This window comes from Micromonospora sp. CNZ299 (assembly GCF_002754415.1).
The window spans coordinates 370075-384752 of the sequence record NZ_PEFG01000001.1; the positions used below are offsets into that span (position 1 = coordinate 370075).

15 protein-coding genes are annotated in these 14678 nt (G+C 71.5%); 8 read left to right on the forward strand and 7 right to left on the reverse strand.

Annotation, left to right across the window (positions count from 1 at the left end; all coding sequences use genetic code 11):
• Positions 1–74: 74 nt before the first annotated feature.
• A complete protein-coding gene (locus CLT68_RS01770; RefSeq protein ID WP_199177197.1) occupies positions 75–290 on the reverse strand; it encodes a hypothetical protein in 216 nt (71 codons plus the stop codon).
• Positions 291–445: 155 nt separating this feature from the next.
• A complete protein-coding gene (locus tag CLT68_RS01775) occupies positions 446–2617 on the reverse strand; it encodes an ATP-dependent DNA helicase UvrD2 (RefSeq protein ID WP_099848416.1) in 2172 nt (723 codons plus the stop codon).
• A 92-nt stretch (positions 2618–2709) separates the two neighbouring features.
• Here CLT68_RS01775 and CLT68_RS01780 point away from each other — a divergent pair, with 92 nt between their 5' ends.
• Positions 2710–2952 carry a mycoredoxin gene (locus CLT68_RS01780; protein WP_088952000.1) on the forward strand — a complete coding sequence of 81 codons (243 nt, stop codon included), beginning with the start codon at positions 2710–2712 and terminating at the stop codon, positions 2950–2952.
• Positions 2953–3020: 68 nt separating this feature from the next.
• Here the strand turns inward: CLT68_RS01780 and CLT68_RS01785 are convergent, their stop codons facing one another.
• Complete coding sequence (locus CLT68_RS01785) at positions 3021–4313, reverse strand: MFS transporter (protein ID WP_099848418.1); 1293 nt, start codon at positions 4311–4313, stop codon at positions 3021–3023.
• 216 nt (positions 4314–4529) lie between these two features.
• Between CLT68_RS01785 and CLT68_RS01790 the strand changes: the two genes are divergently transcribed.
• From CLT68_RS01790 to CLT68_RS01800, 3 genes are all read left to right on the forward strand, one after another.
• Positions 4530–5510 carry a helix-turn-helix domain-containing protein gene (locus CLT68_RS01790; RefSeq protein ID WP_088950052.1) on the forward strand — a complete coding sequence of 327 codons (981 nt, stop codon included), beginning with the start codon at positions 4530–4532 and terminating at the stop codon, positions 5508–5510.
• Positions 5511–5588: 78 nt separating this feature from the next.
• A complete protein-coding gene (locus CLT68_RS01795) occupies positions 5589–5828 on the forward strand; it encodes a DUF397 domain-containing protein (protein ID WP_088950053.1) in 240 nt (79 codons plus the stop codon).
• A gap of 212 nt (positions 5829–6040) precedes the next feature.
• Entirely contained in the window at positions 6041–6316 is a 276-nt protein-coding gene (locus tag CLT68_RS01800; RefSeq protein ID WP_088950054.1) for a hypothetical protein, read from the forward strand.
• A 128-nt stretch (positions 6317–6444) separates the two neighbouring features.
• Here CLT68_RS01800 and nudC read toward each other — a convergent pair whose 3' ends face one another.
• From nudC to CLT68_RS01815, 3 genes are all read right to left on the reverse strand, one after another.
• Positions 6445–7404 (reverse strand): NAD(+) diphosphatase, encoded by a 960-nt coding sequence (gene nudC / locus CLT68_RS01805; RefSeq protein WP_099848420.1) that lies wholly within the window; start codon positions 7402–7404, stop codon positions 6445–6447.
• 76 nt (positions 7405–7480) lie between these two features.
• On the reverse strand, positions 7481–8824 hold the full coding sequence (locus CLT68_RS01810; protein ID WP_099848422.1) for a M16 family metallopeptidase: 1344 nt from the start codon (positions 8822–8824) through the stop codon (positions 7481–7483).
• Positions 8825–8879: 55 nt separating this feature from the next.
• On the reverse strand, positions 8880–10190 hold the full coding sequence (locus CLT68_RS01815) for a M16 family metallopeptidase (protein ID WP_099848424.1): 1311 nt from the start codon (positions 10188–10190) through the stop codon (positions 8880–8882).
• A gap of 152 nt (positions 10191–10342) precedes the next feature.
• On the opposite strand from CLT68_RS01815, the gene CLT68_RS01820 reads away from it, so the two are divergent.
• The gene (locus CLT68_RS01820; protein ID WP_197699566.1) at positions 10343–10642 is read left to right on the forward strand and encodes a hypothetical protein; all 300 of its coding nucleotides are present in this window, start codon (positions 10343–10345) and stop codon (positions 10640–10642) included.
• 32 nt (positions 10643–10674) lie between these two features.
• Here the strand turns inward: CLT68_RS01820 and CLT68_RS01825 are convergent, their stop codons facing one another.
• Complete coding sequence (locus CLT68_RS01825) at positions 10675–11790, reverse strand: LLM class flavin-dependent oxidoreductase (protein ID WP_099848426.1); 1116 nt, start codon at positions 11788–11790, stop codon at positions 10675–10677.
• Positions 11791–11963: 173 nt separating this feature from the next.
• Between CLT68_RS01825 and CLT68_RS01830 the strand changes: the two genes are divergently transcribed.
• From CLT68_RS01830 to CLT68_RS01840, 3 genes are read left to right on the forward strand one after another with little or no spacing between them, the layout of a single operon-like run.
• Positions 11964–13028 (forward strand): ABC transporter substrate-binding protein, encoded by a 1065-nt coding sequence (locus tag CLT68_RS01830; protein WP_099848428.1) that lies wholly within the window; start codon positions 11964–11966, stop codon positions 13026–13028.
• The gene (locus CLT68_RS01835; protein ID WP_088950061.1) at positions 13025–13804 is read left to right on the forward strand and encodes an ABC transporter ATP-binding protein; all 780 of its coding nucleotides are present in this window, start codon (positions 13025–13027) and stop codon (positions 13802–13804) included. Before CLT68_RS01830 ends, CLT68_RS01835 begins: the two co-directional genes overlap by 4 nt.
• Positions 13794–14678 (forward strand): ABC transporter permease, encoded by an 885-nt coding sequence (locus CLT68_RS01840; protein ID WP_088950062.1) that lies wholly within the window; start codon positions 13794–13796, stop codon positions 14676–14678. Before CLT68_RS01835 ends, CLT68_RS01840 begins: the two co-directional genes overlap by 11 nt.

The window sequence follows — 14678 nt, forward strand, 5'->3', positions numbered from 1 at the left end:
GGCGGGCAAAAAACTGAGGCCGCGGATCCCGGTAAGCGGGTTCCGCGGCCTCGAGGTGAGCCGGTGTCTGATGGTCAGACCGGTTTACCTCGAGGTGGAACGCCGCGGACATCCATGCGCTTCTTGGCGACCTGGATGCCATTGCCCGTGAAGCCACTGGTCCCCTCGACTCCGACTGGTGCGAGGGTCAGGCTCAGCTCGGTCTGAACCTGGTGCACCTGCGGAACCGACGGTCGTGCAGCCGTGAGGGCCACCCGGACAGCCGACAGCGGAGCGCAGACAGACGGCATCGCCGCCAGACGCTCATAGGTGAAGATCTTCACGGGACCCACCTCCCTCACGTTCCTCGGATCGACTGGACCAACCCCCGTGAGCAGCCGGAATGGCGCCGCTCGCGTGGTGTGTCCTGAGGCTATTCCTCGCGCCGGGGCGAGGGCAAACGAATTTACGACGAGATTTCGAAAGTTTTCTCAGGGCAGACATCGTCCACACCCGCGCCCCCCACCAGCGCCAGCACCGACTCCCCGTAGAGGCCCAGCTTGCGGGGGCCGATACCGGCGATGGCGATCAGTTCCTCCGACCGCTCGGGCCGCCGCTCGGCCAGCGCGATCAGCGTCGCGTCGGTGAACACCACGTAGGCGGGGACCTTCTGCGCCCCGGCCACCCGCTGCCGCCACTCGCGCAGCCGTTCGTGCAGCTCATCGTCGATGTCGGACGGGCAGGTGGGGCACCGACCCAGCTTGCGGTCCGGGCCGGCGAGCAGGGTGGCGCCGCAGATCCGACAGGAGACGATCTGGGTTCGACGCCGCTCGGTGCGTTTGGCCGCCGGACCGGTGCCGCCGCCGGACGCCCGTTCGGTGCCGCCGGAGCGGTCCAGCTGGGGCAGGAACCGCGACGGCCGCCGGGCCCGTCCGCCCGGCGAGCGTGCTGCGGCGTACGACAACCAGAGCCACTGCCGCGCTCGGGTGATCCCGACGTAGAGCAGCCGACGCTCCTCCTCGACCTGCTCGACGGTCTTGGCGTACGTGGTGGGCATGGTGCCCTCGGCGAGGCCGACCAGGAAGACCGCGTCCCACTCCAGCCCCTTGGCGGAGTGCAGCGAGGCGAGGGTCACCCCGTCCACAGTCGGTACGTGCTGCTGGGCGGCCCGGCGGGCGAGTTCCTCGGTGAAGTCGGTGAGCGTAACGGGACGTTCCACCGACGCGGCCTCGCCGATCGGCACCACCTCGGGGCTGGCCGCGTACTCCTCGGAGAGCTGGACCAGCGCGGACAGCGCCTCCCAGCGCTCGCGGGCGGCGCCACCGGCCGGGGGTGCGTCCGGGGCCCAGCCGACCGCGGTGAGCGCCTCGACGACGGCGGCCGGCAACGGCGTCTCCCCGGGGATCGAGCGGGTGGCGGCGCGAAGCGCGACCATCGCCTGGCGTACCTCGGTCCGCTCGAAGAACCGCTCGGCGCCCTGCACGACGTACGGCACCGCGGCCTCGGTGAGCGCCTTCTCGTACGCCTCGGACTGCGCGTTGACCCGGAACAGCACGGCGATCTCCTTCGCCGGCGTGCCCGCGTCGATCAGGGCGCGGCAGCGCGCGGCGACCGCGTTCGCCTCGGCCGGCTCGTCGGTGAAGATCCGCAGGTCCGGCTCGGGGCCGGGTGGGCGCTGCCCGCTCAGCTCCAGCCGCAACCGCGCCTCGGTGCCCCGGGCCTGGGAGATCACCGCGTTGGCCAGCCCGACCACCTGCGGGGTGGAGCGGTAGTCGCGGACCAGCCGGACCACCGTGGCGTTGCGGTGCCGGCGGGGGAAGTCGACCAGGTACGCCGAGGTGGCCCCGGTGAACGAGTAGATCGTCTGGCTGGCGTCGCCGACCACGGTCAGGTCGTTGCGGCCGGCCAGCCAGGCGTCCAGCAACCGCTGCTGGAGTGGGTTGACGTCCTGGTACTCGTCGACCACGAAGTGCCGGTACTGGGTGCGGATCTGCTCGCCGACGTCCGGGTGCTCCTCGATGCCCCACACCGCGGCACGCAGCATGTCCTCGAAGTCGATCACGCCGTTCGAGCGTTTGAGTTGCTCGTACGCGGTGAACACCTCGGCCACCTTCGCCGGCTCGTGCGGTGTGTCGCGCAGCGCCCGGGCGGCGGCCACCACGTAGTCCGTCGGCTCGACCAGCGACGACTTGGCCCACTCGATCTCGCCGGCCAGGTCGCGCGCGGCGGCCCGGTCGGTGCGCAGGCCGACCCGGGCAGAAGCGAGGGTGACCAGCCGCACCTTGCTGTCCAGCAACTCGGGCATGGCCCGGCCGGACAGCAGGCGGGGCGCGAAGTACCGCACCTGCCGCAGCGCAGCGGCGTGGAAGGTCCGCGCCTGGACACCGTGCGCCCCGAGCAGAGTGAGACGGTGTCGCATCTCGGCGGCGGCACGGGCGGTGAAGGTGACCGCGAGCACGTGCCGGGGGGATATCTCACCGGAGAGTGCCCGGTGGGCGATCCGGGAGGTGATCGCCCGGGTCTTGCCGGTGCCGGCGCCGGCAAGGATGCAGACCGGGCCGGCGGGCGCGGTCACCGCGGAGCGCTGCTCAGGGTCCAGCCCGGCGAGCACGTGTTCCGACGCTGAGTGAACCGCCACAACCAGGAATCATCTCAGCTCCCCTCAGCGTTGCAGCGAACAGCCTCGGCTTGATCCGCAAGCCGCGGCCGGAGGAGTTGGAGGATCCGACCATGTTGACGATGTATTCCACCCCCTGGTGCGGCTACTGCCACCGGCTGAAGTCGCAGCTCGACCGGGAGGGCATCGGTTACGAGGTGGTCGACATCGAGCAGGACCCGAAGGCCGCGGAGTTCGTGATGAGCGTCAACGGCGGCAACCAGACGGTGCCGACCCTGCGCTTCGACGACGGCAGCGCCCTGACGAATCCCTCGATCACCCAGGTCAAGCAGCACCTGGAGACCCTCACCGCCTGACCGGCCAGATGACCGTCGACGAGCGGCCGCCCCACTCGGGGCGGCCGCTCGTCGTGTTCCGAGGTCGGTCATCGTGGAGGCGGAAGGTGGGTGCCGGTCGCCAGCGGCCGGTCGGCGTCCTCTGCCGGTCGCCGGGGTGCCGGGAGCACCGGAAGGGCCGGCGTGGGCGGGCGGGTGCCGGGGGGCGCGCTCAGGTGCCGGCCCCGCCAGAGGTAGCCACCGGCGATCAGGGTGGCCACCCCGACCAGCGCGAAGAGCAGCCGGTAGTCCAGGAACCCGACCAGCAGGGCGCCCGCCCCGATGGAGAACGCCTGCGGGCCACTGACCACCGCCTGCGTGGCCGCGGCGACCCGGCCGACCAGCGTGGGCGGGGTCCGACGCTGGATCAGCGTGTGCAGCCCGACCATCGTCAGCGGGAGCGAAACGCCGGCCAGCAGCACCGCCGCAAACCCGAGCCGGATGTCGGGGTACGCGAGCGCGAGCGCGGCCGGGGAGAAGAACGCGACACCGGCGGCCAGTGTGCCGACCTCACCGAGCCTGCGGACCAGCGCCGGTGAGCAGAGCCCGCCGAGCAACCCGCCCACGCCCTGCACGGTGACCAGCACGCCCACGAACGCGGCGTCCCGGTTCAACCCCTGGTCGACGTACGCGAAGATGAGCGACTCGCTGAAGCCCATCACCAGTGATCCCAGGCCGTAGCCGAGCAGTGCCCGGCGCAGGGCCGGCTCGCCGGCCAGGTGCCGCAGGCCCGCGCCCAGCTCGGCTGGCCAGCGCAGCCGCACGGGCGGTAGCGCCTGCTGCGGAGTGGGTAGAGCGGTGACCACCGCCGCGGCGGTCAGAAATCCGACGATCCCGATCCCGGCCAGCGCCCACCCACCGAGCGCCGCGTAGAGCGCCGCGCCGGCCAGCGGGCCGATCAGCCGCATCCCCTGCCGTACGGTCTGGAGCAGGCCGTTCGCCTCGGCCAGCAGCTCGACCGGCACCATCTCCCGGATCAGCCCGCTGAGCGCCGCGCCGAGCGTGATGGACGACAGCCCGTAGAGGGCGGCCACCAGGTAGACGATCCAGACGTCGCCCGCGTGCCGGACGGCGAACAACGGGGTGAGCAGGGCGGCGGTGAGCACGTTCGCGGCCAGAAAGAACGGCCGACGCGGGTACCGGTCGACGAACCAGCCGACCAGCGGTGCCAGCATCATCGGCGCGATGACGGCGAAGATCGTGGCACCGGCCAGCCCGTTCGAGCCGGTCAGATCCTTGACCCAGATGGCGAGCGCGAGCAGCAGGATCGACTCGGCGGTCATGCTGGCCAGCAGACCGCCGAAGAGCAGGCGGAAGTCGGGTCGGCGCAGGATCGTGCGCATGGGTCCCTCCGGCGGGATGGCCTGCCCGGCTGGGCGAGGTCGACGTGGGCCGCGACCGCGGGTCCGTCATCGTCCGGCATTCCCGTGGTCCGATTTTTGCAGGACACGCCCCCGCCGGAACCTCCGACACCGGTCGCGCCGTCCATACTGACCGTGGGGGGCGAATTTCATACAGTTACCGTCGCGCCAGCGGCGGTCGACGGGAAAGAGGACACTGTGCCTCCTGCCGCACCCAGCCCGATCCTGCGTCGTCGCCGATTGGGCGTCGAGCTGCGCCGCCTGCGTGAGGCCGCGGGCCTCACCGGCGACCAGGTGATCGAGCGTATCGGTTGGGCCTCCGCGTCCAAACTGTCCCGCCTGGAGAACGGCCGCAGCCGACCGGACCCGCAGGACGTCGGCGACCTGTTGGATCTCTACGGCGTCGACCAGGCGGTGCACGACGAGTTGCTCGGCATCACCAGCGAGGCCGGCGACATGCGCGGCTGGTTGAAGAACTTCCCGGTGATGACGCAGCAGCAGCGCAGTTGGGCCGAGTTGGAGGCGGGCTGCGCCGAGATCTCCGAATACAACCCGGTGCTGGTGCCCGGCCTGTTGCAGACCCCGGGTTACGCCCAGGTCCGGATCGTCTCCGCCCGGCAGGTGGGCGCGGGCGCGGGCGAGCCCGAGCCCGACGACGAGCCGGAGACCGAGGTGCAGGCGCGGATGGCCCGTCAGTCGTTGCTGACCCGTGAGCCGCACGCGCCCCGCTACACCGCCGTGCTGGAGGAGGCCGCTCTCGGCCGCCGCGCCGGGCCGCCCGAAGTGCTGCACGAACAACTGCTCCAGCTCTGTGAGCTGGCCCTGCTGCCGAACGTGACGCTGCACGTGCTGCTTCGCGACACCCAGATCGGCAATTGGTACCTCCCGCCGACCGCGTTCTCGGTCTACCGGTTCGCCGATCCCCTCGATCCGGAGACATTGGCCATCGAAGGTGGCTTCACCGACGTCATGTCGACCGAGGCAATCGCGCTAAATCGCTATAAAGTGGTGTTCGAGTGGCTATGCACGTCGGCACTGAACGCCGAGGACACCCTCTCCTGGCTGATCGAGTCAACGGGACGGCTGACCGAGGCGGCGCCCCCATCCACAGTGGCGTTCGGGCCGGCAACGGCGCCGACCCAGCGCCGCCGGGCCTCGGGGCGGCTGACGGATCGGTGATCCACGGGGGACCGACCCTCCGTCGGGGCGTGCGGCACCACTCGTCCCATCGGATCGCTTCACATCAGGAGCAGAACCATGAACGACATCCGTAACACGCCGTCCGTCTCCGCTCACTCGCTGGCGGATGCCCCGTGGCGTACCAGCACACGCAGCCAGACCTCCAACTGCGTGGAGGTCGCCCCACTCAACGCCGGCCCGTCGGCGGTCGCCCTGCGCGACAGCAAGGACCGAGGCGGCCCGGTGCTGCTGTTCAACCGCGCAGGGTGGCTCGGTTTCATCACCGGAGCCAAGAAGGGCCAGTTCGATCTGAACTGAGCCGGTGACAGGTACGGGGCCGTCGGCGCACTGCCGGCGGCCCCGTCGCTGTACGCGCCCGCCGACCCCCTGAGCTGCATCGGCTGATCGGACGACGCTCCGAACTGATAGGCGCGTTTCAGTTGCTGGGACGAACACGGGGCGTAACATGGCCCTCGGATACGTGGAACTTCCACACTGGCTTATCCATCGCGGCTCATCCGGAGACCCTCATGCGGTTCCTGATCGTTCGCACCGACATCCGCGCCGTCGCCGACGGGGACATCGCCGCTGCCTGGGCAGACGGCCACCGACTCCGCGACGAGACGACCACCCCCGAGCCACGACGGCAGACCGTGCACGCCGAGGACCGGGACGCCGCACTGCTGCTGGCCCGCGCTCTGGCCACGGTCGGCGCGGTCCGCGCCGGCAAGCAACGGGTCAAGGTCGTGCCGCTGATCGAGCCCCGCGCGGCCTTCCGACACAGACCGGGCCGCAACGGCACCTGACTCGACAAGACGTCCGTCGTGGTCGGATCGGCTCCCCCGCCGCGTTTATCGCACCCACCGACCACGACGGCCCGTGTTCCCGGCCCGTGACCGCCGCGGCAACGGCGGCCACGGGTCGGGACCGTGCTTCACCGGTCGGCGTCCACCCAGCCGTCCAGCCACCGGTGGATGAGGAACAGCGCGATCGACGACGGCGGTGGCAGGATCAGCTGGGCACCGTCACCCACGTCCACCGTCCGCCCGGCCAGCGCCGCCCCGATCTCCCGGCGCGAGAACCACCGGGCGTACGCGATCTCGGACGGATCGACCCGCACCGGATCGTTCGGGTTCGCGGTGGCCAGGAAACCCAGCATCAGCGAGCCGGGGAACGGCCACGCCTGGCTGCCCACGTACCCGATGCGCTCGACCCCGATGCCCACCTCCTCGCGGACCTCGCGCAGCACGGCGGCCTCCGCCGACTCGCCGGGCTCGACATAGCCGGCCAGGCAGGAATAGCGCCGGCCGCCCGGGGTGCCCGGCCAACCGGCGTTGTTGCCAAGCAGGCAGCGACCGTCCGGGCCGTCCACACCGTCGTGCACCAGCACGATCATTGCCGGGTCGGTACGCGGCCAGATCCGCCCACCGTTACGGTCCACCCGGGACCAGCCCGCCTCGTCCATCGCGGTCGGCGCCCCGGTGCTCGTCGAGTAGCCGTGCCGGGTGTGCCAGTTGAGCAGCGCCAACGCCGTGGTGAAGATGCCGGCCTCCCGGTCGGCCAGCAGGTGGCCCACCTCGCGCAGGTTGACCGCCCGGGTCCCCGGCAACGCCGGCAGCGGCGCGTCGACCGCGAAGACCGGCACCCCGTCCGGTTCGACACCGAGGAACATCGCCGTCGACTCGGACCCGGCCGGCACGTCGGCCGCACCGAACAGCACCAACGCCGGTGGCGACGTGTCGGTGCGGGCCAACGTCCGACCCTCGTCGGTCGAATCGAGCAGCAGCACGCGGCCACGCAGCCACGCCTCGGTCAGCCACTGCGAGTCGCCCCGCCGGTGCGCGGCTCGATCCAGCGTGGACCGGGCCAACGGCGGCGCCGCCTCCCCACTCACGCCAGCGCTCCGCTTCGCTCCACGCCGCCGTGAGACGGCCCACTGCTGAGCCCCATGGCTCGCTCGCTGCGCTCGCTCACAGCTTGGGCTCGGTGTGGACCGGAGTCAGCGCGGCGAGGCCCGGGGTGACCCGCTCGGCGTCACCGAGCACCACGATCGCCGCCCGAGCCGGTGCCAGGTACCGGGCGCCGGCACGCGCGACATCGTCGATGCTCGCCTTCGCCAACCTCGCCGCATACTCGGCGAGGAAGTCGAGGCGCAGCCCGTTGCCCGCGTACGCGCTGGTCAACGCCGCCAACCCGGCCTGGGTGGACATGCCGAGCTGGAGAGTGCCTAGGGCGTACTGACGGGCCTGCTCCAACTCCTCGGGCTTCGGTGGCAGCGACGCCAACCGGCCCAACTCATAAGTCGTCTCCAGCAGCGCCGGCCCGGTGACCTCGGTGGCCACCTCGGCGGAGGCCACCAGCACCGACCCGGCCACGGAGTGCTCGATCCCCGAGTGCGGGCCGTACGTGTAGCCCTTGTCCTCGCGGATGTTCTCCACCCAACGGGAGGAGAAGTAACCGCCGAAGATCAGATTGGCCAGTTGCAGCGGGGCGTGGTCGGGGTCGGTGCGGGACACGGCCGGAAGCGCGATCCGCAGCGAGGACTGCACCGAGCCCGGCCGGTCGACCAGCAGCAGTGGGCCCGGCTCCAGCGGCGGCGTCGCCGGCAGCTCGGCCACACGCCCGGCGCCGGCCCAGCCGCCGAGCGCCCGCTCGGCGGCGTCCAGGGCCTTCTCCGGCTGCACGTCACCGACCAGCACCAACTGCGCGCCGGCCGGGTGGACCCGCTCCGCGTGCAGGGTGCGCAACGCCGCCGGGCGGACGGCGCGGATCTGGCCCGGCTCCGGGGTCTGCGTCGCGTACGGGTGCCGGCCGTAGATCCGCTTCAGCAGCGCCTCCCGGGCCAGGTGCGCCGGCTGACTCTGCGCCACCTGGATCCGGTCGACCAGTCGGTCCCGTTCGGTGGCCACCTCGTCGCTCGGGTAGCTGGCGCTGGTCAGCACCTCGGCCAGCAGCTCCAGCATCCGGTCCAGGCCGGTGACCAGCCCGGCGCCCGAGAGCATCAGCCGGTCCGGGTCGACGCCCGCGGAGAGCCCGCCACCCACCTTCTGCAACTCGGCGGCGAGCTGCACGCTCGTCATCGACTCGGTGCCGGAGAGCATCGTCTGCGAAAGCATCGCGCCGCGAGCCAGGTGCACCCGACCGAACGGAACCCAGAGCCGCAACTCGACCAGCGGCACGGCGGGCCGGCGTACGGCGATCACGGTGAGACCGTTTTGCAGCGTACGTTCGGCCTGCTTGGGCACCTTGAGCTTGCGGGTCGGCCCCAGCGGCGGCAGCGTACGCGGCCCGACGGGAGCAGTGGTCGTAGTCACTGTGCCACCTTCGTTCGCGACTGCGGGGCTCGCAAAACCGGCTCACTCCTCGCGCTCACCGAACGCCTCCGGCAATGACCTCGATGGCGGCCCGGCGCTCCGGCCGCAGAGTGGCCGCGGCGGCCCGGACCTGGTCCTCGGTGACGTCGCCGACCAGCCGGGGCAACTCGTTGAGCAGGCCCGGTTCGCCGCGTTGCTGCTCCAGCACGGCCATCCGCAGCGCCCGGCCGAGCACCGCGTCGGTGTCCCGCAGCAGATGGGTCGCCATCCGGGCCTGGGTGCGGGCCAGCTCACCGTCGGTCAGCCCGTCGGTGGCCAGCCGGTCCAACTCCTCGTCGATGGTGCGCAGCACCTTGTCCACGTCGCCCCCGGGCGGCAGATGCGCCTGCAACAGCAGCGCTGTGGGGTCGCGGACGTCGAACGGGTCACCCATGAAACCGAGGTATCCGCCGAGGCTGGTCACCGTGCGGTCGCGCTGCACCAGCCGCTCGACCAGCCGCGACGCGTCGCCGTCGGTGAGCACCTCGGCCAGCACCACGTACGGCAGGTAGCCGGCGAAGTCGGTGACCGGGTCGGGCACACGCCAGGCGCCGGCCACCGCCGGCAGCGGCGCCAGGGCATCGGTGTACGAGGTGCGCCGCTCGGCGGTCAGCTCGGGCTCGGTGAAGTCGGGCCGTTTCGGCGCCGGTCGGGCTGGCACGTCACCGAAGTGCCGGGTGACCAGCTCGGTCGCCTCGGCCACGTCGATGTCGCCGCTGACGGCGAGGACCGCGTTACCGCTGGCGTAGTAGCGGCGGAAGAAGTCCGCCGCGTCGGCGACGGTCGCCGACTCCAGGTCGTCAAAGGAGCCGTAGCCGTCGTGCGCGTTCGGGAAGGTGTCGAACATGACCGGCGGCAGGGTCAGCCAGGGGAAGCCGCCGTACGGCCGGTTGAGGACGTTGACCCGGATCTCCTCCTTGACCACGTCGACCTGGTTGCGCAGGTTCTCCTCGGTCAGTCGGGGGCCACGCATCCGGTCCGCCTCCAGGAACAGCGCGCGTTCCAGCGCGTTGCTCGGCAGCGTCTCGAAGTAGTCGGTGTAGTCCAGGTGGGTGGAGCCGTTGAAGGTGCCACCAGCGCCCTGCACGTGCCGGAAGTGGGCCAGCTTCTCCAGGTTTTCCGAACCCTGGAACATCAGGTGCTCGAAGAGATGGGCGAAGCCCGTGCGCCCCTCCGGCTCCGAGCGGATGCCGACGTCGTAGACCACCGCCACCCCAATCACCGGGGCACTGCGATCAGGGGTGAGCACCACCCGCAGGCCGTTGTCGAGGGTGAACCGCTCGACCGGATACTTCGTCGCTGGAATTCTGGATCTCCGCGCCGCCACGGGATCGACCCTAGCGCGTCGACACCCCCGCCACCCGCGACCTCCCGGAGCCGCCGCCACCGCGAGGGTGAGACGGCGGGTGCGTCGGGCGGCGGGGTGACATCCGGGACCGGTGGGAAGCGGGCGACCGGCCGTGCGGGGACAATGGGGAGATGAAACGAGAGACACGCCTGATGCGGTTGACCGGGGCGCGCGCGAGCGGCGCGGCGGCGACGGGCGCGGCGGCGACCGGCGCGCGGGCTACCGGCGCGGCGGCGACCGGCGCGCGGGCTGTGGGAGCGGCGTCGCTCGGTGCCCTCGCCGTGGGGGCGGTGGCCGTCGGGGCCGTGGCCGTCGGAGCGCTGGTCATCGGGCGGCTGGCGATCCGCCGGGCGGTCGTGCGGGAGCTGCGCGTCGGCCGGTTGGAGATCGACGAGTTGGTGGTGCACAACCGACCCACCGCCGAGGGATAACCCGCGCCGGCGCGGACCGCGTCGAGCGAGGCTTACCGCGCCCCCACGCGCCGTTCATCACCCGCCGCGTGATGCCGCTCGGGTGTCGGGCGGACACGGGGCAGCACCTCGGCGCCGACCCGCTCGGCCTCCTCCCGGTGCGGCCAGCCGGAGAGGACGAACTCGTCGACGCCGAGTGCCGCGTACTCGTCGATGCGGGCCGCCACCTCGGCGTAGCTGCCGACCAGCGCGGTGCCGGCACCCTCGCGGACCAGGCCGACGCCGGCCCAGAGGTTCGGCGCGACGGTGAGCCCGTCGGTGCGACCGGCGTTGAGCGCGGCCATCCGGGCCTGACCCACCGAGTCCATCCGGCGGAACCTGGCCTGTGCGGCGGCGATCCGCTCGGGGCTCATCCCGGCCAGCAGCCGGTCGGCCTCCGCCCACGCCTCGGCGCCGGTGGGTCGGGCGATGACGTGCAGCCGCAGACCGGTGCGCAGGGTGCGGCCCTGCTCGGCGGCGAGCGCCCGGACCCGGGCGACCCGGGCGGCGATCGACGTCGGCGGTTCGCCCCACATCAGGTACACGTCGGCCTGTCGGGCAGCCACCGTCTCGGCGGCCGGGGACGCGCCGCCGAAGTAGACCGGCGGTGGCTCGGCGAGCGGGGTGGCCAGGCCGCCCTGGTCGACCCGGTAGTGCCTCCCGGCGTAGTCGAAGGGCCGGCCGGCCCAGGCGCGGCGGAGCACCTCGATGAACTCGCCGGTGCGCGCGTAGCGGTCGTCGTGCCCGAGGAAGTCGCCGTACGCCCGCTGCTCGGCCGGGTCGCCGCCGGTGACGATGTTGAGCGACAGCCGGCCACCGGAGATGGCCTGGAACGCCTCGGCCTGTTGGGCGATCAGGGTGGGCAGCGCGAAGCCGGCCCGAACGGCGACCAGCATGCCGAGCCGCTCGGTGTGCTGGGCGACCGCCGCGCAGACGATCCACGGGTCGGGGCAGCCGGCGCCCACGGGCGTGAGAACGGCGGTGAAGCCGTGCGTCTCGGCGGCCCGGCCGACCTCGGCCAGGTAGGCCACGGTGGCGGCCCGGTCGTGGCGGGCGGCGCCCGCGGTGACGGTGGCGGCACCGACCTGGTCACCGTCGCCGGAGGTGGGCAGGAACCAGTGGAAGCTCATCGCGAATTCGCCTCTCTGCCGATCACCGAGTCCGGTTTAACCTAGCAAGCTGGTAGGAAATACCGACATGACTGAGACGCGCCATCCCGCCATGTGGATGGGTCTTGACGCTGATCGCGGCCTGGCCCAGTCTTCCTACCAACTAAGTAGGAATACTGCGGATTGGATGGACGATGAGACGGCTTCCCATGCGCCGGCTGGTCACCCTGGCCACTCTCGCCGCCCTCGGTGCGGCGACCCTGGGCAGCACCGCCGCGTGCGGCGACGACAGCGAGGGCACGGGCGGCAGCTCCGGCCCGGTGACGCTGCGCCTCGGCTACTTCCCCAACATCACGCACGCGCCGGCCGTCGTCGGCGTGGAGAAGGGCATCTTCGCCGAGAAGCTCGGCGCCGACGTCAAGCTGGACCCGAAGACCTTCAACGCCGGCCCGGCCGCCATCGAGGCCGTCTTCTCCGGTGCGCTGGACGCCACCTACATCGGTCCGAACCCGACAGTGAACGCCTTCTCCAAGTCCAAGGGTGAGGCCGTCCGGGTCATCTCCGGCGCGGCCTCCGGCGGCGTGGCGCTGGTGGTAAAGCCCGGCATCGCCGGCGCGCAGGACCTGAAGGGCAAGAAGATCGCCACCCCGCAGCTGGGCAACACCCAGGACGTGGCGATCCGCTACTGGCTCAAGCAGCAGGGTCTGACCACCACCAAGGAGGGTGGCGGCGACGTCAAGATCGTCCCGCAGGAGAACGCCCAGACGGTCGAGACGTTCAACAGCGGCGCGATCGACGGTGCCTGGGTGCCCGAGCCGTTCGTCTCCCGCCTGGTCAACGCCGGCGGCAAGGTGCTCGTCGACGAGCGCGACCTGTGGCCGGACAAGAAGTTCGTCATCACCAACCTGCTGGTCAGCACGAAGTTCCTCAAGGCACACCCGGACGTGGTGCAGAAGCTGGTCGACGGTCAGGTGGCCGCTAACGAGTTCGTCAACACCAAGCCCGAGGAAGCTCAGCAGGCCATCTCCGAGGCGATCGGCAAGATCACCGGAAAGCCGCTGGACCTGAAGCTCATCAAGCAGGCGTGGCCGACGTTGGAATTCACCAACGACCCGATCGCGACCTCGCTCAAGGCCGGCCTCGACCACGCCGTCGAGGTCAAGCTGACCGAACCGGTCGACCTCAAGGGCCTGTACGACCTCAAGTACCTCAACAACGCGCTCAAGTCGCAGGGCAAGCCCGAGGTCGTCCAGCCATGACGTCGACCACGACGACGCCGCAGAGCGCGACCACCGCGGTCGCGCTCTCCGGCGTGACCAAGGTGTACGGGCGCGGGCCGAACGCCGTCCTGGCCCTCGACGGTGTGTCGCTGGACGTCGCACCCGGCGAGTTCGTCTGCCTGGTCGGTGCCTCCGGCTGCGGCAAGAGCACCCTGCTGAACCTGGTCGCGGGGCTGGACCGGCCCAGCGGCGGGCAGATCACGTTGGCCGGCGACGCCAACCCGGGGCTGATGTTCCAGGAACCGGCGCTGTTTCCCTGGCTGACCGTCGACGGCAACGTCGAGGTGCCGCTGAAGCTGCGTCGGCTGCCCCGGGCCGAGCGGCGCGAGCGGGTCGCCGAGTTGCTGCGTACGGTGCACCTGGCCGACTTCGGCCGCAAGCGCCCCCACGAGCTCTCCGGGGGCATGCGGCAACGGGTCGCGTTGGCCCGCACGCTGGCCCTGGACACGCCGGTGCTGCTGATGGACGAGCCGTTCGGCGCACTGGACGCGATGACCCGGGACATCCTGCACGACGAGCTGGAACGCATCTGGTCCGAGCGGAACCTCTCGGTGCTCTTCGTGACGCACAACGTCCGCGAGGCCGCCCGACTGGCCGACCGGATCATCCTGCTCTCCAGCCGTCCCGGCCGGATCATCTACTCCACCGAGGTGGACATCCCGCGCCCCCGACGGATCGACTCCCCCGAGGTCGCCGCCATCGCCGCCGAGGTCACCGAGCGGCTCCGTACGGAGGTGGGCCGCCATGGCCAGTGACACCCTGACCAACACGGCGCGTACCGACGCGCAGATCTCCGGCCTGGACGCGCTGGAGATCGCCGGCCGGGACCCGGAGGTTTCCCGGGGTTCCCGGTTCTGGGCCGCCACCTGGCCCAAGCTCGCCGCGCTGGCCATCGCCATCCTGGCCTGGCAGCTGGTGGTCTGGTCGGGTTGGAAGCCGCCGTACTCGCTGCCGGGGCCGCTGGAGGTCGGCCGCGAGCTGGTCAACCAGGCACAGGGCCCGCAGCTCTGGGAGGGCCTGGTCACGACGTTGCGGCGGGCCGCCGTCGGCTATGTCTTCTCGGTCGCGGTCGGTCTGCTGCTGGGCCTGGCGGTGGCCCGGTCCAAGGTGCTCCGGGCCGCCATCGGCTCGATGATCACGGCGTTGCAGACCATGCCGTCGATCGCCTGGTTCCCGTTGGCCATCCTGCTGTTCGAGCTGAGCGAGAAGGCGATCTTCTTCGTGGTGGTGCTCGGCGCGGCGCCGTCCATCGCCAACGGGGTGATCTCCGGCGTGGACTACGTGCCACCGCTGCTGCTGCGCGCCGGTCGCAACCTGGGCGCTCGGGGGCTCAATCTCTACCGGTACGTCATCGCGCCGGCCGCCCTGCCGGCGATCGTCGCCGGGCTCAAGCAGGGCTGGGCGTTCTCCTGGCGCAGCCTGATGGCCGGTGAGCTGATCGTGGTCGGCATCTCGCAGACGTCGCTCGGCGCGCAGCTGACCTACTCCCGCGAACTGTCCGACGCACCCTGGCTGCTCTCCACCATGATCGTCATCCTGGTGCTCGGCCTCGGCGTGGATGCCGCCTTCGGCGCGGCGGACAAGGCGATCCGGCGGCGCTGGGGCGTGCTCGACCAGGCGGGCAACTGA